Annotated in this window: 21 protein-coding genes, 1 tRNA gene and 2 pseudogenes; 18 read left to right on the top strand and 6 right to left on the bottom strand. The window is 67.5% G+C overall.

The features are described from left to right. The first annotated feature begins 460 nt into the window (after positions 1-460). From HUT10_RS10105 to HUT10_RS52150, 5 genes are all read left to right on the top strand, one after another. Positions 461-4,195, top strand: a complete 3,735-nt coding sequence (locus HUT10_RS10105; protein WP_176170943.1) for a DUF4365 domain-containing protein — start codon at positions 461-463, stop codon at positions 4,193-4,195. A gap of 519 nt (positions 4,196-4,714) precedes the next feature. After that, the gene (locus tag HUT10_RS10100; RefSeq protein WP_176170942.1) at positions 4,715-4,906 is read left to right on the top strand and encodes a hypothetical protein; all 192 of its coding nucleotides are present in this window, start codon (positions 4,715-4,717) and stop codon (positions 4,904-4,906) included. A gap of 241 nt (positions 4,907-5,147) precedes the next feature. Beyond that, positions 5,148-5,549: a helix-turn-helix transcriptional regulator gene (locus HUT10_RS52160; protein WP_368660752.1), complete on the top strand. Its 402-nt coding sequence runs from the start codon at positions 5,148-5,150 to the stop codon at positions 5,547-5,549. Beyond that, the gene (locus HUT10_RS52155) at positions 5,546-6,001 is read left to right on the top strand and encodes a hypothetical protein (RefSeq protein WP_176170940.1); all 456 of its coding nucleotides are present in this window, start codon (positions 5,546-5,548) and stop codon (positions 5,999-6,001) included. The genes HUT10_RS52160 and HUT10_RS52155 overlap by 4 nt, the downstream gene beginning before the upstream one ends. A 509-nt stretch (positions 6,002-6,510) precedes the next feature. Continuing rightward, positions 6,511-7,014, top strand: a complete 504-nt coding sequence (locus HUT10_RS52150) for a hypothetical protein (protein WP_368660751.1) — start codon at positions 6,511-6,513, stop codon at positions 7,012-7,014. Between the two features lie 140 nt (positions 7,015-7,154). Here HUT10_RS52150 and HUT10_RS10075 read toward each other — a convergent pair whose 3' ends face one another. From HUT10_RS10075 to HUT10_RS10065, 3 genes are all read right to left on the bottom strand, one after another. Next, positions 7,155-8,699 (bottom strand): serine/threonine-protein kinase, encoded by a 1,545-nt coding sequence (locus HUT10_RS10075; RefSeq protein ID WP_217709576.1) that lies wholly within the window; start codon positions 8,697-8,699, stop codon positions 7,155-7,157. A gap of 537 nt (positions 8,700-9,236) precedes the next feature. Further along, positions 9,237-9,313: transfer RNA gene (locus HUT10_RS10070), tRNA-Leu, on the bottom strand. Positions 9,314-9,505: 192 nt separating this feature from the next. Beyond that, complete coding sequence (locus HUT10_RS10065) at positions 9,506-10,846, bottom strand: recombinase family protein (RefSeq protein WP_254896795.1); 1,341 nt, start codon at positions 10,844-10,846, stop codon at positions 9,506-9,508. A 366-nt stretch (positions 10,847-11,212) separates the two neighbouring features. On the opposite strand from HUT10_RS10065, the gene HUT10_RS10060 reads away from it, so the two are divergent. Continuing rightward, positions 11,213-11,392 (top strand): hypothetical protein, encoded by a 180-nt coding sequence (locus tag HUT10_RS10060; protein ID WP_176170939.1) that lies wholly within the window; start codon positions 11,213-11,215, stop codon positions 11,390-11,392. Positions 11,393-11,661: 269 nt separating this feature from the next. After that, a pseudogene (locus HUT10_RS10055) lies at positions 11,662-11,853 on the top strand (transposase); the annotation flags it as partial. A gap of 11 nt (positions 11,854-11,864) precedes the next feature. Here the strand turns inward: HUT10_RS10055 and HUT10_RS10050 are convergent. Further along, positions 11,865-12,068: a hypothetical protein gene (locus HUT10_RS10050; RefSeq protein ID WP_176170938.1), complete on the bottom strand. Its 204-nt coding sequence runs from the start codon at positions 12,066-12,068 to the stop codon at positions 11,865-11,867. A gap of 41 nt (positions 12,069-12,109) precedes the next feature. Between HUT10_RS10050 and HUT10_RS10045 the strand changes: the two genes are divergently transcribed. Beyond that, positions 12,110-12,643 (top strand): ATP-binding protein, encoded by a 534-nt coding sequence (locus HUT10_RS10045; RefSeq protein ID WP_176170937.1) that lies wholly within the window; start codon positions 12,110-12,112, stop codon positions 12,641-12,643. 133 nt (positions 12,644-12,776) lie between these two features. Here the strand turns inward: HUT10_RS10045 and HUT10_RS10040 are convergent. Beyond that, a pseudogene (locus HUT10_RS10040) lies at positions 12,777-12,920 on the bottom strand (ANTAR domain-containing protein); the annotation flags it as partial. A 221-nt stretch (positions 12,921-13,141) separates the two neighbouring features. Here HUT10_RS10040 and HUT10_RS10035 point away from each other — a divergent pair. From HUT10_RS10035 to HUT10_RS09990, 10 genes are all read left to right on the top strand, one after another. After that, complete coding sequence (locus tag HUT10_RS10035) at positions 13,142-13,729, top strand: NUDIX domain-containing protein (protein WP_176170935.1); 588 nt, start codon at positions 13,142-13,144, stop codon at positions 13,727-13,729. Further along, positions 13,639-14,751, top strand: coding sequence for an NAD-dependent epimerase/dehydratase family protein (locus HUT10_RS10030; RefSeq protein ID WP_254896794.1), 1,113 nt, complete (start codon positions 13,639-13,641; stop codon positions 14,749-14,751). The genes HUT10_RS10035 and HUT10_RS10030 overlap by 91 nt, the downstream gene beginning before the upstream one ends. Next, complete coding sequence (locus HUT10_RS10025; RefSeq protein ID WP_176170934.1) at positions 14,748-16,091, top strand: D-arabinono-1,4-lactone oxidase; 1,344 nt, start codon at positions 14,748-14,750, stop codon at positions 16,089-16,091. Before HUT10_RS10030 ends, HUT10_RS10025 begins: the two co-directional genes overlap by 4 nt. After that, positions 16,088-17,512 carry an MFS transporter gene (locus HUT10_RS10020; protein ID WP_176170933.1) on the top strand — a complete coding sequence of 475 codons (1,425 nt, stop codon included), beginning with the start codon at positions 16,088-16,090 and terminating at the stop codon, positions 17,510-17,512. The genes HUT10_RS10025 and HUT10_RS10020 overlap by 4 nt, the downstream gene beginning before the upstream one ends. Further along, positions 17,509-18,387, top strand: a complete 879-nt coding sequence (locus tag HUT10_RS10015; protein WP_176170932.1) for a sugar phosphate isomerase/epimerase — start codon at positions 17,509-17,511, stop codon at positions 18,385-18,387. The genes HUT10_RS10020 and HUT10_RS10015 overlap by 4 nt, the downstream gene beginning before the upstream one ends. 352 nt (positions 18,388-18,739) lie before the next feature. After that, the gene (locus tag HUT10_RS10010; protein WP_176170931.1) at positions 18,740-19,780 is read left to right on the top strand and encodes an aminotransferase class I/II-fold pyridoxal phosphate-dependent enzyme; all 1,041 of its coding nucleotides are present in this window, start codon (positions 18,740-18,742) and stop codon (positions 19,778-19,780) included. 20 nt (positions 19,781-19,800) lie between these two features. Continuing rightward, entirely contained in the window at positions 19,801-20,706 is a 906-nt protein-coding gene (locus HUT10_RS10005) for a polysaccharide deacetylase (RefSeq protein ID WP_176170930.1), read from the top strand. A 47-nt stretch (positions 20,707-20,753) separates the two neighbouring features. Continuing rightward, positions 20,754-21,383, top strand: coding sequence for a GNAT family N-acetyltransferase (locus HUT10_RS10000; protein ID WP_176170929.1), 630 nt, complete (start codon positions 20,754-20,756; stop codon positions 21,381-21,383). A gap of 42 nt (positions 21,384-21,425) precedes the next feature. After that, positions 21,426-22,376 carry an LLM class F420-dependent oxidoreductase gene (locus HUT10_RS09995; protein WP_176170928.1) on the top strand — a complete coding sequence of 317 codons (951 nt, stop codon included), beginning with the start codon at positions 21,426-21,428 and terminating at the stop codon, positions 22,374-22,376. A gap of 63 nt (positions 22,377-22,439) precedes the next feature. Next, a complete protein-coding gene (locus tag HUT10_RS09990) occupies positions 22,440-22,700 on the top strand; it encodes a hypothetical protein (protein WP_176170927.1) in 261 nt (86 codons plus the stop codon). A gap of 128 nt (positions 22,701-22,828) precedes the next feature. Here HUT10_RS09990 and HUT10_RS09985 read toward each other — a convergent pair whose 3' ends face one another. Then, on the bottom strand, positions 22,829-24,073 hold the full coding sequence (locus HUT10_RS09985) for a wax ester/triacylglycerol synthase domain-containing protein (RefSeq protein WP_176170926.1): 1,245 nt from the start codon (positions 24,071-24,073) through the stop codon (positions 22,829-22,831). Between the last annotated feature and the right edge of the window lie 161 nt (positions 24,074-24,234).

Here is a 24,234-nt window from a genome sequence, read left to right as displayed (position 1 = left end):
CGCCTGCCTCCCAGGCCATGTCGCTCGTAGCGACATGCCACTCCTTGCCGGTCGCACGTTCCCGCACCAGCCAACTCAGCTCGTCCACCTCCTCGGCCAGCTGCCCAAGCCGCTCTGCCCGGCTTGGCCTCCGGATAGTAGAACACGTGTTCGCAACGCCCTCCGTGGATTCGGTCTGTGGTCGTTGTGCACGCCGAGCGCCGGGATCTGCGTCAGTGCTCGCCACGGAGGGGCAATTCCCGGTTCTGTAGGTCGTACCCACGCATCTGGTCGGAGTGGGTTCCGGCCGGACGGGCGCCGGAACTTGCGAGCCGTGCCTCGGCCCCGACTTGATCGCCGTGTGCGCCCTGGCCGGGCCGAACACGGACAGTGTGGGGAACGGAATGCGTCGCGTCGCGGTGACGCTCGTGACGGGCAATACAGTAGAGCCGTCACACCCCGCCCCGTCGCAGGAGTCGCCGTGCCAGGACGCGCCAGTACCGGTCTCACCGATCTTGATGGCGTCGGGCTCGTCCAACGGGTCGTTTCCCGGAGCCTCGGCTGGATCTTCCGCGAGCAGAGAACTCTCGATCAAGGAATTGACGGGCACGTCGAGGTCGCTGTCAACGGGCACGGGACCGGTCGCCTGATCGCCGTACAGATCAAGTCTGGCCCCTCCTACTTCCGCCGGCCCGTCGAAGGGGGGTGGTCTTTCTACTACTCGGCGCGCGAACGCCAGGTATGGCATGGGCACGTACTGCCGGTCATGGTCTTGCTGGTCGACGTGGATCGCGACATTGTCTACTGGCAGCGGATCCACCCTGAGACGGAACGCCAGACCCCGAAGCGTTACGCGGTCAAAGTCCCCGCGAACCAGACACTCGACACAGCGGCGGAAGCCTGGAGCTTGGCCGCCAGCGGCACAGAGCAGCGCGCCGCCGAGCGATACGACGACAACCTCGACCGATTGCCGCCCCCAGTCCGCCGACTGATCGAGCAGGACGGCGCAGTGAGCACCCAGGCGACGCTGGTCGCCCTCCACCTGGCGGAAGGTCGAACCAACCCGGTCGGCATCGCGCAGTTGCTCCTCACCGCGAAACCCCAGTGGATGCAGGCCGCGACGGAGTGGCCGTGGCGAGCACTGGCGTCCTTCTGCGGACATCACGAAGCCATGCAGGAAAGCGCGGACGCCTGGGAGGTCGCGGCCGCCCAGAGCAGTGACGAACGTGGAAGCCGCCTGGCCGTCGCTGCTCTCCACCTCACCAGCGTGGACCGAGATAGGGCAGCAGACCTGGTGGCCGAGGCGCGACGGCACGGCGGCGCCGACGTTGTCGTGGCGATCGTCGAGGCGATGCTGGAGGTTCCCGAGGGCGATCCCTCCCCATGGCGGATTGACGGGGTAACGGCCGCGGCAGGCAGTGGCGTGAATACCGACCTGACAGTGCAGAGATTCCTCACAGAAAACGCATTGCGAGCGAACGACCTGACTCGAGCAGCCCGCCACGCCGAGCGAGCTCTCGCCCTCCAGTCGGATGACACGACCGCGATGGCCCGCGTCGCGTCAATCTGTCTACGCCGTTCCAACACCAACGACGCTCAAGCCAGCGATCTTGGGCGAGCTTCTGAATTGCTGGAGGCGGCGGTCACACAGCGCCGGCGGTGGGCGGGCCCGACACTCACCCTGTTGGCCGACCTGGCGCGAGTGCTGATTCTGCGAGGTGAACACAGCGCAGTGCTGCGAAGGTTGCTTCCAGAACCCCTGGGAACGGCCACTCCCGACGAAGCCAACGATCCAGCCCTCCGGCGATTCGCGCTGACCGCGGCACACTTCGACGGTGATCCTGAGGTCGTCGCATCGATCGCTGCCCGGATGACCAGCAGCCTTGAGGACCAAGTTGCCCAAGTGCGCCTCGGCCTGGTGGACCTGACCACACACGAGGCCGAGGCCCTCTGGGCAGAAGAGCTCGAGCGCGCCGAGGCTGAGCACGATGACGAAGCGATCGTGTTCGCTGTGTACCGGCTGGCTGTACTCGGTGTGGACCGGTCCGACCGTATTCGCTCACTCGTCCGCGACGGCGTACTCCCGCCAGGTGCCGACCGGCTGCCCCGGGCACTGTCCACCTACCACCGCCGTCCAGAGGAGGGGCTTCCCCTACTGCGTGTCCTGGCGGCCGAGGATGTCGTCGCGGCCGAATTTTTCGTCGAGGCATTGGAATCGGCAGGACACGTCGACGAGGTGATCGAGGCATGCACGTTGGCGGCTGACCGCTTTCACGCGCCTCAATTCCTCACCTGGCGCGCGGTGCTGCTCTTCCGACAGGCGCCGGACGCGCGAGCTAACGAAGCGTTGCGAGAGGCCCTCCACCGCGACGAACGGCCATCCGCCCGACTTGACCTTGCCCGCCGACTAGCAGACATCGCGAGTAGAGCCAAGCAGTGGGCCAAGGTCGAGTCGATCATGGCGGAAGCCATCACTTACCGGACGCCGCCACCAGATGACATCGTGTGGGGTCTCGTCCAGGCTCAACTGGCCAATGCGGGGGAGGTTCGCGCCGCCGTGACGATCGGTCGACATCACCCCCAGATTCGGTCGGAACATGAAGGGCGAATGTGGGCACATACGATGTCCCACACACTGTGGGACGACCAGATCGCCGAGGAGGCCCTCGACGTGGCCGCCCGGTTTTCTGACGTCCCGGAGGTGGCGATCGGTTTGCTCACGCACCTCATCGTGGCAACCCGCGGTTCCGCGCCGGAAGTTCCGGCCGAACCCGACGACGACGCCGACGGTGTTGACGACCCGATCCCAGACCTGCCGGACGAACGCCCGGTCGTGCGCGGCGAGCTGCATCGGCGGGCCTTCGAGCTCATCGAGTCCTTGCAGGACATCCACGGCGCCGCCACCGGTGTACAGATCCTGCAAGGGACCTCGCCGGAAGACTCGGCGGCTCAACTCGCGGAGTTCATCCGCGGACAAGGCCGTCCCGACCTCGTCGCGGTGGCCGACGACGTCGCCCGCGGACTGGCCCCGGCGGGGATGGTGGCGGTTGTTGCTGGGCGGAGCTATACCTCGGCTCTGGTGCAGCGGGCCGCGGGCATGCTTGTTGCGGTCGCGGCAGACGACGAGGAACACCAGAGCGAGCTTGAGGTAGCGATTGCCGCAATGGGGCGCCCGGTCATCGTGGACCTCTCCACGTTGCTGGTGCTGTCCCAGCTGAGCAGTGCCGACGCCATGTCCGGACAGGTTTCCGAGTTGGTTCTCGCCCGCCCCGCCCGCCACGACGTGCAGCGCGCGACGCTCGAGGTGCAGAGCATGGGCGGAAGCCCCGGCGTACTTGGTTCAAACCCGGTCACCGGCGGACTCGTCTTCCATCAGCGCACCGAAGAACACCACCACTTCGTCCAGGAACGGACCGCAGCGATCGAAGCCCTCACCAAACGCTGTTCGGTGCGAGACGTGGATCCTTCCACGTGGCCCCCGGACACCTCCGACAACGTTCGCGCCACTCCCTGGCTCGCGGCTGTCACGCTGGCGGCACAGGAGAACCTGCCGTTGTGGTGTGATGATCTGGTTGTGCGCAGGTACGCCCGAGGTTCCGGCGTGGAGACCTTCTCCACGATGGCGATGACCGACGCCCTGCGCGACCGCCGACTCGAGTCGGCGGGGACAGCGGAAGAGATCGATGAGGTCATCGAAGCCGCCGCGAAAACGATCAGCGAACTGCTCGCCGAGTACGTGGTCGATGTGCCCGCCACGACGGAGCAACTCATCGACCAAGCTCGCGCCGACAACTGGACCCCGGCTGCGGCCGCCCTCGCCATCTCCCGTCCTGCCTGGTGGACGGGGCAGCCCGATCCTGTCGGCCAACTCGTGGGGCTGCTCTACCCCGCAATCCGTGGCGGTGACCCGGACCAGCTGCCGGGTTGGCAACAGGCAGCGATGCTGGGAGCAGTAAGACCAGTGGCTCTCCCCACCGAGCAGTGCCAGGTTTTGGCGAATCTGGCACTGCTCGGCTGGGAGCCAGAGCCGGCGTTTGCCGATCTCGCTGACGGCTGTCGGACCGCCCGCCGCATTGCCGCCACCCTGAATGGTGTCGGTGATCCCGTTCAAGCGTTGCCGGCCGCGCGGGTCGTACTCGGCAACGAGGGATTCATCCAGTCGGAACAGCTCGTGGAGGATCTGCGTGCCGAACTGGGCGAGTGGGACGCGGGCTGAACCCGCGGCACAGTACGCGAGCACGCCTCCAGTTGGCGCTACGTGGAAACGATTCGCCGGCGAGCCACTCTGACCCCGGTTCGCGGCCGAACTCACCGCGCCAGCCAAGTTCGCCCCGTTCACCATCCCGGCGCAAGGACCCGAAATTCACCAGCCGGAGACCTCGATCAGTCCCACAGCTCATCATGACCGCAAGCTGCGGTTCTTACGACGACGCAACCGCGCTCAGCCCAAGACCTCGAACGGGCCAAGTGCAGGTCGGGTCTCGTTGCGGACCTCCGGGAGACCTCACGAGGCCCGGCACCGAACCAGTACAAGCCCTCGGCTGCGCCCATGACCTCGAATGGGCATTGGCCTACCGGGACTCATGAGGGTCTTGTTCTGGCTCAACTCGGTCACTCGCCAGGCGATAGCGTCTCCTGTCCGGCGCCGACTCCGAAGGAGGAGCTGGTCCTGGCGCACCTACCAGCTCGTGGCCCGGACCCGAGGGGCCTCAGCGAGCCTGGCTAGGGTCGCACCATGGGAACCGACTGGGAGGGCATCCTCGGCGCGGACGATCTCGCCGAGGCATGGGACCTGGCCGTCGCGGATGTCATCTACCAGGACCATCCGAGAACCGCCCCGGGACAGCCTGCCGACGACCCGGGGGACGGAGAACCGTTCATCCCGATCGACGAGGCTGATTCGAGTCGCACGAGCACGGACTTCTGAGGGCTGCCGAGCGATGAGCCCTGCGGCCGGGCATCACGGTCGGACTCTGAGAACCATGTGGTTCCACGCTGATACAGCCCACCGCCGGCCTTTGGTGCGGACGCTCGATCTGATAGCCACTCCATAACTTCCGGGACGTGACAACCCGCTGAGTGGGCCGTGCTGAAATCACACAGTACTCGCGGTTTAGGTGTTGCGATCGCACTGCGGTTGGATAGTCTGGGGGCAACGTGGTGTCCGGATGACACCGGCCAATCCAGGCAGATGCCAGACCGCGGTAGCCCGTTCATGGGTTCGCGGGACGAGGGACGGACTCGGACGGGGCTCGCCGCGCGGAGCGCGGGTTGGAACGAGACAGCTCTTCGACACAGGGGAGTGGTCTCCGATGCCAGCCCACCGACCCGTACGTTCGCCACAGGGTGAATCCTCGAGTGCGTCTGCCGCCGCCGAGTCACCTGTTCCTGAGGATCTCCTGACCGTCGACGAGGTGTGCGCCGCACTGCGCGTTACCCGTTCGACGTTCAACGACTGGCGTGCGAAGCGGTGCGCGCCGCCCTGCGTGCAGCTGCCCAACCGGCAGTTGCGGTTCCGGCGATCCGCGCTGGAGCGGTGGCTGGCGGCGCGCGAGGAGGCCTCCGCGTGACGAACACGACCTTCGATGTCCGGATCTGGGACGTGCGGGTCAAGACCGGCCGTCCGCGCAAGGACGGGAAGCCGGGAAAGAAGTCCTTTGTCGTGCGCTGGGTCGTGGCCGGGCAGGAGTTCCCGAAGACCTACGCGACGTCGAAGCAGGCTGAGAGCTTCCGATCGAAACTGGTCGTGGCGCAAAGTAGCGGCGAGGCGTTCCGGGTTATCGACGGGCTTCCGGTGTCGATGGCCCGCGCCGAGAACGACAAGCCGTGGTTCACCTTTCGCGCAGGCGTATGTGGACATGAAGTGGCGCCGCGCCGCCGCGAAGTCCCGGTCCGGCAACGCCGACGCACTGGCGACGGCGACGCTGGCATTGCTGGCCAGCCGCCGTGGCAAGCCGGCCGACGCCGTACTGCGCCGGGCCATGACAGGCTGGGCGTTCAACACCCTCCGGCGCGAGACTGAGAAGCCGCCGGCGGTCGAGGCTGCGTTGGCCTGGTTGAGCAAGAACACGGTCAAGGTGTCCCGGCTCGAGGACCTCGCGGTGCTGGGGGGCGTGCTGGATCAGCTGGCGCTAAAGATGGACGGTACCGAGGCAGCAGCGAAGACCGTCTACCGCAAGCGGGCGGTGGTGTTCAACGCTCTGGAATATGCAGTGGAGGAGAAGCTGCTGCTGAAGAACCGGTTACCGGAGGTGAAGTGGACGGCGCCGAAGCGGGTCCGGGCGATCGACACGCGCGTGGTGGTCAACACCAGCCAGGGGCCGCGGTTGCTGGCCGCGGTGGCTGCCCAGAAGGTGATGCGGGTTCCGCGGGGCTCGGGCGTGCCGGTGATTGTGGAACGCCGCTCGTCGGGGCCGCGGCTGGTGGCGTGCTTCGGTGCGATGTACTACTCGGCGCTGCGGCCCGAGGAAGCGGTGATGCTGCGCGACGTCGATCTGAAGCTGCCGCGGAAAGGGCTGGGGCGAGCTGCTGGTGTCGGAGACGGCGCCCATCGCCGGTGCGGCCTGGACCGACAGCGGGCAGCGGCGGGACCGCCGCCAGCTCAAGCAGCGCGCGAAGGGGGAGGTGCGGCCGGTGCCGTGCCCGCCACCCCTGACCGCCCTGTTGCAACAGCACCTCGAGCAGTACGGCGTCGTCGACGATGGCCGGCTGTTCCGGAGCATGGACGGCGGCGACGTCGCCGAGTCGACCCTCGCCCGGGTGTGGGACAAGGCTCGCAAGGCAGCCCTGACGCCGGAGGAATACCGGTCGCCGCTCGCTCGCCGGCCCTACGATTTGCGGCACGCGTGCGTCTCGACGTGGCTCGCCGGTGGCGTGATCTCAGCACAGGTGGCGATGTGGGCGGGACATTCGGTGGCGGTGCTGCACGAGGTGTATGCAAAGGTGCTGGCCGGGCTTGAAGAAGAGTCGCTGGGCAAGATCGCTCGCATCCTGGGCTTGTCTGAAGACGATGAGGACGACCTCGACCGCGAGTAGCCGCGAACACATGGTTCCCGTTCTGATGAGCCGGAGGGGCCGATTGGTGGTAATTGCTGTTTCCGGTCTGGCCGTCATCGATCCGCCAGACGGGGGCAGCCCGCCGCGCGGCCGCATCCTTCGCGTCAGTTGCGGTTAGTTCAGAGGAGATTGCGGATGGCGCTTCGCAATGCTGGGGCCAGCGAGCGTAGCGAGAAGTCGTTGATCGTCCAAGCAAGCGCTTCGGTATCCGTGTCGTGCAGACCGTCGATGGCCGCCTGGATGGCGTTTTGCCCACGCAGCGACTGCAGGAGTCCGGTCACGACATCTTTTACGTGCCAACGATTGTGGTTGTGACCGAGTTGGACGAGGGATGCGATGGCGTACTGGAGGATTTCACTGTCACGCGTCGCGGCGATCATCCTGCGCGCGAAGTCAGCCAAGATATCGCAATAGCCGAAGTCGAAGGTCTGGCTACTTCCGACGCGAGCGCTGTGAGCGCGGAAAACGTCACGTAGGTCCATGGGGCGGCTAGTCCACAGCGTCACGATCGAGCTGTAGTCAAGTGCGGGCAGAGTGTCGGTGAGAGCCTCGCCTTCCTCGCTGTCTTCCGGGTCCAGCGTGAGTGCCCAGTCGAGGAACTCGTCGAGGTCCTCGGCGGACGTGTTGTCGAATCGCAACCTCTGCAAGTGGCGTTCCGCGGTCTCCTCAAGAGGCTCCCACCTGGCGTTGCTTTGCGACGTGACAGCGCGTTCAAGATCAGTCAGGAACTCATTCACGTCCCGGTGTCGCTCCTCTGGCCGCTCAGCGGTGGCCCGCAAGATCACTCGCCGGAGATCGCCAGCAGGAACACTGACCCCTCGTCCGCCGGTGTAAAGCTCTTGCAGAATTCGGCCGAGGCTGAAAATGTCGGCCTGCTCGGTGACATCGCGGGCGCCACCAGCCCACTGCTCCGGAGCTGTATACCAGGGTGTTCCGAACCCGTCGAAGGTCGCGGTGAGGGTGGTGGTCTCGCGTGCGACCTCGACGGCGAGGCCGAAGTCGGCGAGAACCCATCGATCGGGCTCGAAGCGCAGGATGTTGCCGGGTTTGAGGTCGCGGTGCAGGACACCTTGCTGGTGAATGTGCTCGAGCCCGGCGCAGATCTGTTTCATCAGATCCAGCAGACGACTGCGGTTGTCCAGGCCTTCGAACTCTTCGGCGTATTGCACCAGACTGCCGCGGGCCAGCGGCATCACGTAGAAGTACTCGCCGTCCTCGGTGTCGCCGCTGCCCAAGATCGTCATGACGTTCTGGTGTTCTATACCCGAAAGCAAACGCAGTTCGCGTTCCATGCGGCGGAGCGTCTTGTCGTCCAGTTCGCGAAGGATCTTAACCGCGACCGGTTGTGGTACGGAGTCGGTCTGCTTGCGGTCGATCGCGCGGAACACGTCGGCGTAACCTCCGCCATCGATCTTCTCTTCCAGGAGGAAGCGGCCGCCCAGTAACCTTGCGCGGCTCTCGCCCGTCGGCCGGCCAGGGGCTTGTCGGGAGCCGGAAGCATTCCAGGCGCTCACGGCACCCAGGTCCCAGACCGCGCGCCCTGAGACATTTCCTATCGGCTCGGGGAAGTCGGCCCGCACCCGCAACTTCGCCACCCGCTGCCGGCTCACCCCCAACAGTTCGGCCACCTCGTTGACCCCGCCCAGCCTCAGCTCGCTCGTCACGCCCACCACCACTAAAAGAGTTGTCCTTGCGTCAACCGAAACTATAGGTGACGTCGCGACAACCTTTTTCGCCGGGGTGTGGATCGGCGGCCTCAAGTTTCCCGACTGGGACGTGCCCGCGACCGGCGCAACGGCGTGCCGCCGTAGTCCTTGCCTGAAGCAAGGGGTTGCCTATGCGCGTCTGGATTTCAGGAGAGGCAGGTTGACCATGGCTTGTCGGGAGGGTGTGAGCCGGGCGCCGGCCTACCTTCGCCGCCGACGACTTTGAGGGCCAGGGTCACCCCTGCGTCGGACCGAACGCCGCCGCTTGCGACGTCGTCTCCGGCTCCTTGGCGCCCGGAGCGGCCGGGCAACCCGGGCGAGCCGGCGGCAGTCGTCGGCTGGCTCGTCGGAGCCTGGATCCGGCCAAAATGTAGACCGCGAATAGACCGCGACTGGCCGCCAGTCACCGGTTTCAGCCGTACACAACCGGACATCCCGGACTGGATCGTCGCTCCAAACTAGCTCGCTCTGGACCCTGTTTTCCCAGGTCAGAGGTGGTGCCCCCGGAGAGATTCGAACTCTCACTACACGGGTTTTGAATCCGTTGCCTCAGCCAGTTCGGAGTCAAGGACGCGGCCGAGCGGGTGAGGCGGAAGCGGATATCGGAAAGACGCGGGGAAGACGTGCATGCAGTGTGACTCTGAGCTACGATGGGCTGCATGATCTCGCCAAATACGGGAGATATCCCACGTGTGGGGGGTCAAGTCCCTCGGACACAGTATTACCCCACGGATCGCGAAACGCGATCTTGAAGCCGGGGGCGATCATAGTTTAGCTTGAATCGATCTCCTTGAGCCGCCATCCGGCGCCGTCGTAGACAATGATCTTTCCTGAGTCGCGCAGCGCCGACGCCACACGTCTGCGTCCTGGTCGGTCAAGCGTCGGCGTGGCGTGGCAGTCGTTGCCTTCATCTTCGAGGCGGATGCTGATCTGGTCGACGAGATGGTCCTCGCGGATGTGGAGCGTCTTCGGCCGCGGCTGGCCCGCGCGTTGGTGCTGGTGTGGCCGTGGCGGCAGCGGTAGGTCGGGCGTCCATGGTTCCAGTGCGAGTCCAGCCGTCTGTCGCAGACACCGCAGTGGATCAAGCCTGCGAGAGCGAACCGATGAGTTTGACTTCCGCTGGTTGGTCGGGCCGCTCGGATCTGCTGTGCGGAAATGAAGTCCTGTTCGGTGACGAGTGCCGGATGCACAGCCTTCGCCGAGACCGCCGGCATTGACGCTGGGCCGCTGGTTTCGGTGGCGCGGCGATTCCAGATCTGCCGTCCGGTGTAGCGCGGGTTCGCCAGGATGACGGCGACAGTGCGGAGCGTCCAGGCGCCTCGGGTTCGATGGCGATTGCGGTCCGGGTCGGCGCTGGACGGGCACGGTACGCCGCGTTCGTTGAGGTGCCGGGCGATGCTCGCAACACTGTGCCCGGCCAGACGTTGCCGGAACATCCACGCCACATGCGGCGCAGCTCGCGGGTCGGGAGCCAGGCGTTGCAGCCGTCGGCCCCAGCGGGCGTCAGCGGGGTTGGGGTGGGGTCCGGCGTCGACGAGTTGATAGCCGTAGGGCGGCCGTCCGCCGAGGTAGCGGCCTTGCTGGGAGGCCTGATTGTGCATCGCCGCCAGCACTCGGTGCCGGGCACGGAGCACTTCGCGCTGTGACTGAGTGGCCAGCAGTGCCAGCAGTGTGCGGTGATCGCGATTGGCGAGATCGACGGGACCGCTTGTTTCGGGCAGCCACAGCTGGATGCCGTGCCGGGTGCACCAGGTGTACAGGGTGGCGAACTGGGAGCCGGTGAAAGCGCGCTCGTATTCGCCAACGACGATCGCATCGATCGCGGATTCTGGGCTCGAGGCCGCGGCCATGAGCCGGGCAGCTTGGGGTCGTTGCCGCCACGGAAGGCGGCGTGAGGTGCCGGCGTCGAAGTAGGCGGCGACGACCTGGCCGTGGCCTGCGACCAGTTCATCGGCCATGCCGCGTTGCCAGCCCTGTGACGACACACGATCTTGGTGTCGAGTGGTCGACGTGCGGCCGTAGAAGGCGAACCGTAGGCCGTTGACCTGAACGTCTGTGGATGCAGCCCCGATCTGGTTCTTTCTGCTCACCCACTGCGCGAGCAAGTCCGCAGGGGCGTCTGCTGGAGGGAGCTGAGCCAGGTGTGGTTGATGCGGATGCACGCTGGATCGATGACGAGGCTGACGTCTTATGACGGCGTGGTCGAGTTCGTTCGCCCGTTCGGCGCAGTGGATCGGGTGCCCGTCGACTGTATAACGATCTATACAACGAGGCTTATGTGATCGGCGCGTGAATGACCCAGCTTGATGTTGGTTAAAGGTGGCCCCCGCTGTGATCTCGACTACTGCATCGAGGTTATGCTCCGCAAGTCGGCGCCCTGCTCGGTGCGACTGCGCCCAGGCAGCCCGCTCGGCTGGCAAGTTCACTCCGCTCCAGGATGCCTGGTGGGCTGCGGCCGCAAGGTTGCCCTGATGGTGACCGAGATCAGCTCGCTGGGTACCTTTCGCGCGGGTGTGCGGCGTTTGCAGCATTGCCCGATTGAAGCGAGCACCTCCCGCGACCACCTCGAGCACCTGCGTGAACGGCGTCATTACACGAGCCGTTGCGGGATCTCGGAAACGATCCGGCAAACTCGTTCCCGCAACGACTGACAGCCCTGCGCGGCGCTGGGTACGTGGCGCGCGAGTGGCTGGACCCGACGCGGCTCGCGCCGCCGAGATCGAGCACGAACGCGGGGAGGAGTACGCCGATGTGAGCCGGGCGGGTGCAGAAGTGGCGCTGGCGCGGCTAGAGCCTGTTTGATGTGCTGACCAGCGGAGCTTCTGGCTGGTGCTGTGGGTGCGGCGTGTCCTGGAACAAGTAGACGAGGTCTCCGGTAGACCGATCAACGACCAAGCTGATCGAGAACACCGGAGACCTCGTGCCCAGCCTAGCTGCGGCGGGGCGAGCCGATCTGACCGACGCGCAGTGGGCGATCCTGGAACCGCTGCTGCCCGTCGGGAAGAAGCCCGGCCGCCCGCCACTGTGGAGTAAACGCCAGCTCCTGGACGGCATCCGCTGGCGGGTTCGTGTCGGTTCGCCGTGGCGTGACGTCCCGCCTGTGTATGGCTGCTGGCAAACCGTCTATGGCTTGTTTCGGCGCTGGCAGCGCGCCGGGGTGTGGGCGGTGATCCTGGCAGCGTTGCAGACCCGGGCCGACGCCGCGGTGCGGGTGACGGCCTGCAGAGTCGCTTCCACGTCCGGCTCAGCCTGGAGGGTGCGGGCGACGTCGCTGAGCATCGCCGCCAAGCTCTCGTCGGCGCCGTGGCCGGATCGTGTCGTCTCCATCGATGTCGGATACCCTTCGTCCAGCCCGGCAACCATGAGCCGTGGATCCGGAGGTTCCGGTCGGTACGGGTTACCGATCTCGCCGGACGGGTACACCGGAGCAACGAGCGGTCACTCCTTGCCTGGCGACCGCCGCAGAAAGGTCGTGCCCGTGCCTGCGCGACCTGCCGGTCAGCGCCCTGTATTCGGTCAGAGCGTGGGCCCGTTCTTGTCTGGATGGCCTCGGCAGGACCCATCTCGACGACGTGCTGATGGTGGTCACCGAGCTGGTCACCAACGCCTGCGAACACGCCGGCGGCCCGGTGCACCTGCGGCTGCGACGCAGCGACCACCCGTGCCTGGTGTCCTTCGAAGTCGGCGACGTCGCCGCCACCACCGCGCAGCCCGCAGCCGGTCATTCCCAGCCGTCTGACCTGCGCGGCCGCGGGCTCGTCCTGGTCGACGCGCTCAGCAGTGACTGGGGAGTCCGCTACCCACCGTCCTCGACCGGAAAGACCGTCTGGACCAACTTGTCCTGCAAGGGCCGGGACCGTATCCCTTGCCAGGCCGACACGGCGTCCGGCTACACCGTGTAGCCGGACGTGTCTAACACCAGGCGAGACGGATTTGCACGGCGCGAACTCGGAACAGAGCGCGGTCCCACGACCCTACGATCACGGATAGCGGCCGTTGCCGGCGTGGTCGCCTGTCAAGGTGCCGGAGGTGTTGTCATCTCGCGGGCAGGTCGATTTCCGCGTGCCGCTCGGTAAGGGTGGCCGCCAAGTCGGCAAGTTTGACGTTGAGATCCTGGGAAGTGCGCCGGAGCACGTCGAACGCTTCGTCGGCAGAGACGCCGTGGCGGGCCATGATGATGCACTACACAACCCCACCAAACGCGACACGAGTGACGACATCCCGTAGCAAAATGTTCCTGAGATGTCAATCAGGCCTGTCGGTAGACGGAGAAAAAGGGCAACCGGCCACATCGAACGCCTCGGTTTCCACTCTGGCCTGTTGTGCATCTCCTCCGGGAAATCATCTTATGGGGATCTCGAACGAGTTCCCGGGTCACGCAAGCCGAGAGGTTGATGACTGTGGACAGCGCGACGACAACCCCTTCACCGACTCGATCGCTGTCACCAGCCCCATCCGCATCGACGGAGGGGCCGGGCTCGGAGCGGATCACCCTTGACTGGCGACTGGGAAACGTCCCTGTCACCGGCGAGTGGATTCCGGCCGAGTCCTACCGCGACATTGTGGAATGGATGCCGCTGGTCTGTGTCGACACCCTCGTCGTCCGGGGCGGCTTTGCCCTGCTGACCCGGCGTCGCCAGGAGCCGCAGGCCGGTTCGCTGTGGCTGCAGGGCGGACGACTGCGGAAGGGCGAGACCCTGGAGAGCGGGGCGCTGCGGACGGCGGAGCAGGAATGCGGTCTGCGGTTGACGTTGTCCGTACCGCTGGGCACCTTTTCCACCGTGTTCGACGCTTCCGCCCACGGTGGCGCGACGACGCACACGGTCAACACGACCTTCCTCGCCCACGCACGGGCAGGCGACGACCCCAGGATCGATGCCGCGCACGACGACTTCACGTGGTGGTCTCTCCGGCAGGCCACCGGGAACGCCTATCTCGACCAGGTTTTCAAGCTCGCCCGTACTCACCTCAAGATCGGGGAAAGCTGATGCGACAGGCCTTTTGGGACGACAAGAGGGTTTTGGTCACCGGTGGTTGTTCCTTCATCGGCTCCCACCTGGTGGAGCACCTGATCGACGCCGGCGCGACGGTACGGGTCGTGGACGACCTCAGCTCGGGCAAGCTGTCCAATCTGGACGACGCGCCCGCGGGCTGGGAGTTCGTTCACGCGGATCTGCGTGATCCGCAGGTCGCGGCCGCGGCGATGGACGGTATCGAGGTCGTCTTCCACCTCGCCGCGGTCCACGGTGGGCGTGGCTTCATCGACCTGCATCAAACTGCCTGCTCCACCAACTTCGTGCTGGACGGAGTCGTCTCGCAGGCCGCGATGGTGGCCGGCGTGGACAACTTCGTCTACGCGTCATCCGGCTGTGTCTATCCGGTCGAGCTTCAGGGCGACGTCACCGCGGAGGTGCGGCTCACCGAGCCGCAGGTCGGCCCGCCGTACGAAGCCGACGGTTTGTACGGCTGGGCCAAGCTCATGATGGAACTGCGGCTCGCGGCGATGCACGCCGAAGCCGGGTTCCCCTCCGTTTCCTGCCGGCTGTTCACGGTCTACGGGGAACGCTGTCCGGAAAGCCACGCCCTGACCGCGATGGTCGGCCGTGCCTTCCTGCGGCAGGCGCCGTTCGAAATCTGGGGCGACGGCACGCAGATGCGAAACTGGACCTACGTCACCGACATCGTCCGCGGACTGGTGCTGGCCGCCGAGCACGTCCGTGACGGCAGCGCGATCAACCTCGGCACCGAGGAGGGCATCCAGGTCCGCGAGGCGGCACAGCTCATCCTCGACATCACCGGCCTCGACTCGCCGATCAAACCACTTCCCGACATGCCCACCGGGCCGTACAACCGGGTCGCATCCGCCGCCGTGGCGCGGGAGAGGCTCGGCTGGGTGCCGGAGATGCCGTTCCACACCGGGTTGAAGCGACTCGCGAACTGGTACTTCGAGACGCGGTCCAAGGATTCGATGTCCTCGTCGGACTTCGCCGACAAGCTGATCACGAGGTGATCCACAGAACCCGGCTGGAGGCGCAGGCCATGGCTGTTCCCCGGACCACCTCGGCAGGCCGACGGCAGACCCCGTGGGAGAACTGGAGCGGGACGGTCCGAGGTGTCCCCGAGCGGCTCGAGATCGTCGACGGCGAGGATGAGATCTGCGAGATCGTGCGCGACCGTCGAAACCGAGCCCGGGGGATCGGTGTCGCCGGAGCCGGGCATTCCTACGCCGGTCTGGTCTCGCCTGCCGGTCGTACCCTGCTCGATCTGAGGCGCCACACGGGAATCGTCTCCATCGACCGGGCACGGATGACGGTCACCGTGAAAGCCGGGACCTCGCTGCGGGCGCTGAACCGGCACCTGGCGGCCGAAGGGCTCGCGCTGCCGAACCAGTGCGCGATCGACGAACAGACCGTCGCGGGCGCGGTCGCCACCGCGACCCACGGCAGCGGCCCCGCGATGGGGACCCTCTCCAGCCACCTCCGGTCCGTCCGGCTGGTGACGGCGGACGGCACCGTCCGCACCGCAACGGACGACGAACCCGAGTTCGACGCCGTTCGCGTGCATCTCGGCTGTCTTGGCGTGGTCACCGCGCTGACCCTCGACGTCGTCCCCGCGCACACCCTGCGCAAGACGATCGCCCGCACACCGCTGAAGGAGATCCTGAGGGATCTGGACGAACTGCGCACGGCCCGGTACGGCGGGTTCTGGTGGTACCCGCACACTTCGCAGGCGGTGGTCTGGCGGGCCGAGCCGACCGGTGAGGCCCTGCCCCCGGTCCTTTCCGGTTCCCGCGGGCTGCCCCCGGACTTCACCAACAACCGGCTCCGTCCGGCCGTGGCCAGACTGGTCCACTCCTTGGCCGCCCGCGTCGAAGGCCGAGCCCGGTCCAGCGTCCTGCGTTGCGACGAGGCCCTGCTCGGTTCGGTGCCTTCCCGTCTGCAAGGGTTCGAGTACGGGATTCCGGTGGCCCGGGCCGCGGAAGCCATCACCGAACTCGCCGAGACCGTGACCCGGCACGGACTGAGGATCAACGCGCCGGTGGACGTCCGGTTCACCGGCGCCGACAGCGCGTGGCTGAGTCCGAGCTACCAGCAGGACACCTGCTACGTCGGGGTGACGTGCGCCTTGCCTGCCCGCCGGGTGTCCGACACCTGGTCCCGGCCGTTCTCCGTCATCGACCACCTGCTGGCGCGCCACGACGGACGACCGCACTGGGGGAAGGTACATTTCCGCGAACCCGCCGACCTGGCCGCACGATACCCGCGCTGGCGCGACTTCGTCGAACTCCGCCGGCGCTGGGATCCGGACGGTGTGTTCCTCGGCGACCACCTCCGGGCTGCTTTCCGGTGACCCCACCGGCCGAACCCGGCCGCACGAACGTCCGGCCGTTGGCCGTCCTCGTCGCCGGCGCGTTCTTCATGGAGATGTTCGACGGCACCGCCATCGTTCCCGCCCTGCCCGCGATCGCCGGGTCGTTCGGCGTCAGCCCCGTCGACGCCGGTTCGGGCGTCACGGCCTACCTGCTGACGGCCACCGCGACGATCCCGCTCGGCGGGTGGCTGGCCGACCGCTACGGGGTCCGGAAGGTGTTCTGTGCCGCGATCGCCGGCTTCGTCCTCGCCTCGGTGCTCTGCGTGGTGGCGCTGACGTTGTGGCAGTTCGTCGCGTTCCGGGTCGTCCAGGGCTTCGCCGGGGCGATGATGGTGCCGGTGGGCCGCACGCTGGTCCTGCGGATCGCGCCGAAGGCGGATCTGATGGCGGCCACGGCCATCTTCACTTGGCCGGGCCTGGTGGCGCCCGTTCTGGGCCCGCCGATCGGCGGTTTGGTGACCTCCGGTGCGTCTTGGCGCTGGGTCTTCCTGATCAACGTGCCGCTCGGGCTGGTCGCCTTCGTGTTCGCACTGCGCATGGTCGAAGAGTCGCCGGCCGAGCGCCGACCGTTCGACGGCACGGGTTTCGCGCTCGGCACCATCGCGATCGCCACCCTGATGTACGGCCTCGAGTCCACCAGCGGCGGGCACGCCCAGTGGTCCCTCGCCGGCGGGCTGCTCGTGACCGGGCTGGCGATCGGCGCGCTCGCCGTGCGGCACGCTCGCCGCCACCCGGCACCGTTGATCGACCTCTCGCCGCTGCGGATCGCCACCTATGCCGCGTGCACCTGGCAGGGCGGCCTGCTGCGACTGGCGATCAACATGGTGCCGTTCCTGCTGCCCCTGCTGTTCCAGGTCGTCTTCGGGATGAGCGCGGCCGTGTCAGGCCTGCTCGTGCTGACCGTCTTCGCCGGCAATCTTCTGGCGAAGACCGTCACGACACGGATCATGCGGCGTTTCGGGTTCCGTCCGATCCTCGTTGTCGCCGGCCTGCTCTCCGCGGCCTCGCTGGCCGCCTGTGCGTTGTTCGACCCATCGACGCCGTACGCGACGATCGTGGCCGTCTGTTTCCTGGGCGGTGTCTTCCGATCACTGGCCTTCACCGCGACCAACACCCTCGCCTTCGCGGACGTGCCACCGGCGACGATGAACGCGGCAAGCACCTTGTACGCCACCTCCACGCAACTCTCCATCGGTCTGGGCGTCGCCGTGGCCGCGACCGCGGTACGCCTGGCCGCGGACGGCTCGGCCCCGACCGCGGCCGACTTCCGCGCCGGGTTCCTCGCCGGTGCGGTGATCGCGCTGGCCGGCGCGTTGCTCTTCCTCCGTATCGCTCCCTCCGCCGGTGCCGAGGTCAGCGCCGGCCGGAATCCCCCTCGCCCAAGGAGAGCCGCATCATGACGATCAAGTTCGGCTACCACACGTGGTCCTACTCCGGCTTCGGTGCCTGGGTTCCCTCCTACACCTTGGACGAGACGATCAAACGTCTCGGGAAGATCGGGTTCGACGGGATCGAGATCGGCGCGGCCGCCCCGCACGCCTACCCGCCGCATCTCACGTCCGCGCGGCGCCGGGAGATCCGCGGCCTGCTCGACGACCACGGCTTGGAGCTGGCGGGAATCGGCGCGGCCCCCGGAGGCGGGCCCGGCTACAACCCGGCTTCCCCCAGCCCCGAGGAGCGACGGGCGACCGCGGAGCACTACAAGGAGCTTTCCGGACTGTGCGCCGAATGGGGCGGCCGGACCGTGCTCTACGTGCCTGGCTGGACCGTCTTCGGCACCCGGCGGCGGCAAGCCAGGGCCTGGTCGATCGAGTGTCTCGCGGAGATCGCCGTCGATGCTGCGCAGTACGACCTGACGGTCGTCATCGAGCCCCTCGCGCAGCATTCCAACCTGATCGACGACGGCGAGGACGCCATGGAACTCCTCGAGGACGCCGGGCTGCCGAACGTCAAGGTCATGTTCGACTGCAACCACGTGTCGCATCGGCAGGAGTTGTTCGGCGACTACGTCCACCTCATGACCGGACGACTGCACCAAGTGCACATCTCCGATTCGACGGCGACAGAGGTCCGGTTGCCGGCGGGCAAGGGCGACGGTGACTGGGAAGGACTCGTCGACGCACTGATCGAGACCGGGTTCGACGGTTATCTCACGGCGGAGACCGGGTTCCTCCGCCGCGGGATCAGCCCGGACCAGGATGCTCGCGACGGTTTCCGCTTCCTTAAGACCTTGGTCGAGCGGAAGCTGGCCGAACAGAGGTGTCCATCGGCCTGATTGCCGAGGATTGCAGAGTGGCGAGACCAACGGCGAGGACCGGTGCCCGGACTTCCCGGAAAGTGGTTGTCTTCGCGGCGATATGCGGGCAGCTGCTGCTTGCGCCCGTGCGTGCAGGTCGTTCGACCACCCGCGCGGCAGCACGGTCGAGACCAACGAGGACCAAGGGTGCGGGCCGGTACCTTCGGGCACTCGCGGGCAACAGAAGATCCGCGAACTCACCCACCGTGGGTCAATCGCCGGTACTCGACCGTAGCAGTGACGACTGAGCGGTGCTTGAGTCGAGATCAACACCAGTGACCGCGGCGCAGCGGAGCAGACAAGCCATTCCACTCGCAGAGGGGCGCGAACAATGAGCGGTCTTTATCTCGAAGCCGCGCACCGGCAAGGTGGTGACCTCCGAGGACTCGCCGGCGACGGCCTGCTCGACCTGAGCACGTGCGTGAACCTGTTCGGTCCGGCGCCATCCGCCCGGAGGGCACTCGACGAACTGGACCTGAGTCAGCTTCGCGCGCACCCTTTCGGTGCGGAGTCGGCGTTCCAGGATGCCTACGCCGGCCACCTCCGGGTGGATCCGGAACTGCTCGTCGTCGGTCGTGGGATCACCGAGTTCATCCGTGTCCTGGCGCGACTGATACCGCGTGACCGGATCGCGGTGGTGACGCCGGACTACACCGACAGCATTCGGCACGTCGCCCACCATCTGCCCCCGGCGGCCGGCGAGGTGGACACCGTCGAAGCCCGGCTCCGCAGAGTGGCCGACGGCCTCGCCCGCTACGACTACGTCGTGCTGTCCAATCCGAACAACCCGCTCGGTCTGCACATCCCGGTGGCGGACCTGGCCGAAGTCTGCCGCCGGCGGCCGGGTTCCACTTTGGTCGTCGACGAGGCGTACGTCGACTTCCTGGACGGTGCACGGTCGTCGATGGCTTCGGCCGGGTTGGCCAACGTCGTGGTTCTCAGCTCGCCGAACAAGGTGCTCGGTGTCGCCGGGGCCCGCGCGGGAGCGATGTGGACGCCGAACGATCGTCTTCGGCGGACGGTCGCCGACGAACGGCTGAACTGGCCGTTGTCGTTCATCGACGCCGCTGTGGTGATCGCGGCGCTGCGAGACACTTCGTGGATCCGCCGGACTCGCGCGCGTCTGCTGGCCAACGCCGAGGTCCTGCAGCGGTTGCTCGACCGCCGGTTCGGCGGAGTGGTGGGCGGGGTGCCGGTGCACTACCGGTTCGTGGTGTCCGACGAGCCCGAACGACATTACGAGGACCTCGTGCGCGCGGGGGTGGTCGTCCGGCTCTTCGGAGCCGGCGAAGCCGGTCGGGTGCCCGGCCTGCGAATCGCCGCTCCGGCGGACGAGGACCTCACCAGACTGGCCGAAGCGCTGGCCGCCTGAGCCGAAGGAGGACATGCAGCATGTCGCGTGCGGAGAACCCGGATCCCTGGGAGCTGCCGGAAGCGCAGTGGCGGGCCATCGTGGACGAGGTCGGGGCCGGGAACGGACTCGATCACCGTGACTGGCCGGGGAACGCCGCCGTCGCCGTCGCCATTTCGGTCGATGTGGACAACGAGACACTTCCGCTGTCGCAGCGGGTGAGCGGTCCCGGCCCGCTCTCCCACGCTCAGTACGGGGCTCGCGTCGGGATCCGGCGGGTGGTCGACGCGCTCAACCGGCATTCCGTTCCCGCCACCTTCTTCTACCCGGCGGTGTCGGCGATGCTTGCGCCGGAAAGGTTCGCCGAAGTCCGCGCGGCAGGGCACGAAATCGGCTTGCACGGCTGGATCCACGAACGTTGTGGTGAGCTGACGCCGGCGCAAGAGCTCGAGCTGGGGACACGCAGCATCGAAGCCCTGACGGCCGTGACCGGCACCCGCCCGGTCGGCATGCGCACGCCGTACTGGGACTTCACCGTCCACACGCTACCGATCGCCCAGCAGCTCGGTCTGGAGTACGACTCATCCCTGATGGCCGACGATCAGCCGTACGAACTCCTTCGCGGGGGCGAGCCGACCGGCCTCACCGAGGTGCCGGTCTCGTGGATCCGCGACGACGCCCCGTATTTCCCGGACGACGCGCTGGGAAAACAGGCACTCGCGCCGCATGACGTACTGCGGATCTGGCAAGACGAGTTCGACGGTGCGTACGCCGAGGGTGGGCTGTTCACCCTCGCGCTCCACCCGCACGTCATCGGGCATCGCTCGCGCATCAAGGTGCTGCACGACCTGCTGGCGCACATCGCGGCCCACTCCGGGGTGTGGTGCGCCACGCACGCCGAGATAGCCAGGTACGCGACGACGCGCCGAACCCGACCCGCGCAGTAGCGCCGAACAGCCGCCCCTCCGCTACGACGAGATGAGGACGAATCATCATGCCCGAGATCAGCCAAGTCAAAGCAACGCAAACAAACTTCCTGGTGGACGTATACACCCGTGCGTTCTTCGACGACCCGGTGTTTTCCTGGATCTTCCCCGATCCGGCCCGGCGCGCGGAAGCCAACCGCCGCTTCTTCCGGGTGATCGTCGACTCCACCTTCGCGGGCGGCGGACTCGCGCTGCAGATCGACGACTTCGACGCCGTTTCCTTGTTCTACCCGCCGTCGATCCTGCCGAGCGCTCAGGACCACGCCGATCTGGTGGCCCGGCTGGAGTCCGATCTGGGTGAGGACGCGGAACGCGCGATCGCGTTCATGAATCTGCTGAACGACAACCACCCGCGTGATCTGCCCCCGCACCTGTACGGCACTTTCCTCTCCGCTGTTCCCGGACGCCAGGGCAAGGGCCTCGGCACCCGGCTCAAGCTGGCCCAGTTCGCCCTCGCCGACGGTGGTGACGCCGGCGTCTACGGCGAAGCGAGTTGCCTGCGCAACCTGGCGCTGTACGAGCGGCTCGGGCAAACGCGCCTCGGCGGGCCGATCACCCTTCGCGGTGGACCTTCGCTCTACCCCATCTGGCGCCCGCAGGCCAGCCAGCGCCCCAAGGAATCGCGACCGCGTCGATGACACCGCCGAAGACCGTCCGGATCACGAGAACCAGGGGTGCGCATGAGCCGGTGGGGTATCACCGTTCCCTTCCCCGAGCTGCCGCTGGCAGAGTGCCGGAGGGCGGTCGAAGAACTCCCGGACCTCGGTTACACCGACATCTGGTCGTCCGAGAAATCGGGTGACGACGCCTTCACCCCGTTGGCGCTCGCCTCGCAGTGGACGACGCGGTTGCGGCTGGGCACCGCGGTGGCGTCCGTGTACACCCGCGGTCCCGGCCTGCTGGCGATGCAAGCGGCAACGCTGGCCGCGCTCGCGCCCGGCCGGTTCGTCCTGGGGATCGGCGCGTCTTCGCCGGTGATTGTGCGGAACTGGAACGGCCTGGAGTACGAGAACCCGCTCGCCCGGGTCCGGGACACCCTGCGCTTCCTCCGCTCGGCCTTGACCGGGCAGAAGATCGAAGATGTCTACGAAACGTTCTCGATCAACGGCTTTCGCCTGGACACCGTCGTCGACCCGCCGCCTGGCATAGCGATCGCGGCGTTGCAGCCACGGATGCTGGCCGTCGCCGCGAACGAAGCCGATGGCGCGATCACCAACTGGCTCGCGCCTGGGGACGTTCCGCAGGTGCGCAAGGAGATCGGACCGGACGTCGAACTGGCGGCGCGGATCTTCGTCTGCCCCACCGAAGATGAGCAGCTCGCCCGCCGGCTCGCCCGGCGCCTCCTCACCGCTTACCTCACTGTGCCGGCCTACGCCGCTTTTCACGACTGGCTGGGCCGCGGCGAGGTGCTCAGGCCGATGCACGAAGCGTGGGCGCGTGGTGATCGCCGACGGGCGATGGAGATCATCCCGGACGCGGTCGTGGACGAACTGGTGGTCCACGGAAGCCCGGAGTTCTGCCGCGAGCGCATCCGGTCCTACGTCGACAGCGGACTTTCCACCCCGATCCTCGCGCTGATGCCGACCGGTCACGACCCCCTCGAACGGCTGAGGCGGCTGGGACCTGCCTGACGGGCGCGTTCCGGCTCCGGCTGCAACCGACTACGCACGTCGCCGGTCCCGACCAGGCCCCGGGTGGGGACGGCCCAGGGTGAGTTCGCCGCCGGCAACCGCGACAACAGGCTTGCCCACGGTGACGACGCCGCCGGCGATGGTTTGGTGACCGCCGGTGGCGGGGCCGCGCTCGCGCTGGTCAAGTCGGTCGATCCGGCTACAGTGGCCGGCGCGGGGGAGCCGGTGAGGTACCGCCTGGTCGGCACCGAGCTGGCTACGAAACCGACCCGGACCGCCGTCGCTCCGAACCGGCCGTGGTCGCGCCTTTCACCCAAGAACTGAGGGCCGGTCCCGAGATGCGGCCGCTCGTCGGCGATCCGCCACGTGCGGCCAGGCGGACCGGGCCGAAGCCGAGGATTGGTTCTCCTTGGCGGCGCAGCTGCCGTGAAAAACGGCCACGCCGGCGGCTGTCAGATGGCCGGTTCCGTTCGCGCGGGCCTGATGCCGACGGCCGTGCCGAGGGCAGTCACCTCGCCGGCCCAAAGCGCCGACAGGTCGCGGGTGGCGTCCACGCCCGTGTCGGTGAGCACGGACAGTGACGCCACGGAGCCGTGCACGGCCAAGATCGTGAAGCAGCCGTGGCCCGGCGGCAGCCAGGGCAGGGCGAACACGTCCTGGACCGGGCTTCCGAGCACGGCGGCCGGCGACGACGGCCGGAAAACCGAAGCGGTGAGCGCGACGGCTCGGCGATCGCCGAGCCGTCGTATCGCCTCCCCGCTCCATCGGGACGGGACGTCCTCGGCGAGCGCCCGGGCGGCGGCCCGCGCGCCGGCCATGCGGCGTCGCGACAGCCGCCGGGCGACGATTCGCAGCCGCTCGGCCGGGTCGGCCGTCCCGGTGGGGAGCACCGCGCGGTGCAGACCGATGTGGACACCGAGCAGGTCGCGCTCCCCGCTCGTCCTGGTGTCGACGGGCACGCACACGGGGATGTCACGGACGGCCGTTCCGGCGGCCGACCACTCGCGGAGGGCGCCGGCGAGTGCGGCCAAGTGCACTTGGCCGACCGTCGTCCCCGTGGCCTCGGCGACCGCGCGGATGTTGGCGAGCGCGACGCTCGCGTGGTCGAGGCGGCGCTCGCCGGTCAGGGCGCCCATCACGGGTAAGCCGGGTGCGGGTCGAAGCGTGCCGAGGATGTTCGGCAGCGCGCGGACGGCCGCCAGCGCGCGGGGGGACCTGGCGACCACCGGTGCGGGTTCCCGGTCGTCGAAGAGCACTCGCAGCGCGTGCAGCAGCCCGGTGCCGTCGAGCACGGCGTGGTGCACGGTGAACGCCAGCCCCCAGGCGTCGCCGTTCCCGGGCTGCAGCAACCACGCGCGCCACAGCGGGTGTTCGTGGCCGGGTGCGGTGTCCATCAGCCGCCGCACGGGAAAGGGTTCGACCGGGACGCCGGGCGCCGGGCGCACGTGATCGGCGATGTCGAAGTGCGGGTCGTGCTCCCATTCCGACTCGCCGGTCAGCCGGCTGGTGAGTGCGGGCAGCCGGTCGAGCCGCCCGCCGATGTGGGCGCGGAGGTCGTCCAGAGTGGGAACGCGACCCGTGCAGCGGAGCAACACGCCGAAGTAGACATCGGTGGGGTCGGGGCCGAACCGTTCCATGGCCAGGAACGCGTGCTTCAAAAGGTCGGTCCCGAGACCGGAGGCGATTGATTTTCTCATCGGGTGACGTCCTTCGCACGGGCCACGAGCCTGGAGAACACACCGATCTCGGCGATCACGGTGGCGTTGATCGACCGCGGTGGACCGAACCACCGTCGAATCCCCGGTAGTTCATGCGGGTGACGGTAACTCGTAAGGCCGAAACACCAAGAAGTGTTGTT

Origin of the sequence: Amycolatopsis sp. Hca4, from assembly GCF_013364075.1 — a bacterium.
Taxonomy (GTDB): domain Bacteria; phylum Actinomycetota; class Actinomycetes; order Mycobacteriales; family Pseudonocardiaceae; genus Amycolatopsis.
The sequence above is the reverse complement of the archived record's forward strand: the minus strand, read 5'-3'. Positions and strand labels throughout refer to the sequence as shown.

Bases quoted from the DNA above. Each gene is read 5' to 3' on its own strand.
- HUT10_RS10060 (WP_176170939.1), top strand. From the start codon at position 11,213: ATGGTGACCGAGATCAGCTCGCTGGGTACCTTTCGCGCGGGTGTGCGG.
- HUT10_RS10000 (WP_176170929.1), top strand. From the start codon at position 20,754: ATGCCCGAGATCAGCCAAGTCAAAGCAACGCAAACAAACTTCCTGGTG.
- HUT10_RS52160 (WP_368660752.1), top strand. From the start codon at position 5,148: ATGACACCGGCCAATCCAGGCAGATGCCAGACCGCGGTAGCCCGTTCA.
- HUT10_RS10015 (WP_176170932.1), top strand. From the start codon at position 17,509: ATGACGATCAAGTTCGGCTACCACACGTGGTCCTACTCCGGCTTCGGT.
- HUT10_RS10005 (WP_176170930.1), top strand. From the start codon at position 19,801: ATGTCGCGTGCGGAGAACCCGGATCCCTGGGAGCTGCCGGAAGCGCAG.
- HUT10_RS10010 (WP_176170931.1), top strand. From the start codon at position 18,740: ATGAGCGGTCTTTATCTCGAAGCCGCGCACCGGCAAGGTGGTGACCTC.
- HUT10_RS10050 (WP_176170938.1), bottom strand. From the start codon at position 12,068: ATGGAGACGACACGATCCGGCCACGGCGCCGACGAGAGCTTGGCGGCG.
- HUT10_RS09985 (WP_176170926.1), bottom strand. From the start codon at position 24,073: ATGAGAAAATCAATCGCCTCCGGTCTCGGGACCGACCTTTTGAAGCAC.
- HUT10_RS09995 (WP_176170928.1), top strand. From the start codon at position 21,426: ATGAGCCGGTGGGGTATCACCGTTCCCTTCCCCGAGCTGCCGCTGGCA.
- HUT10_RS10100 (WP_176170942.1), top strand. From the start codon at position 4,715: ATGGGAACCGACTGGGAGGGCATCCTCGGCGCGGACGATCTCGCCGAG.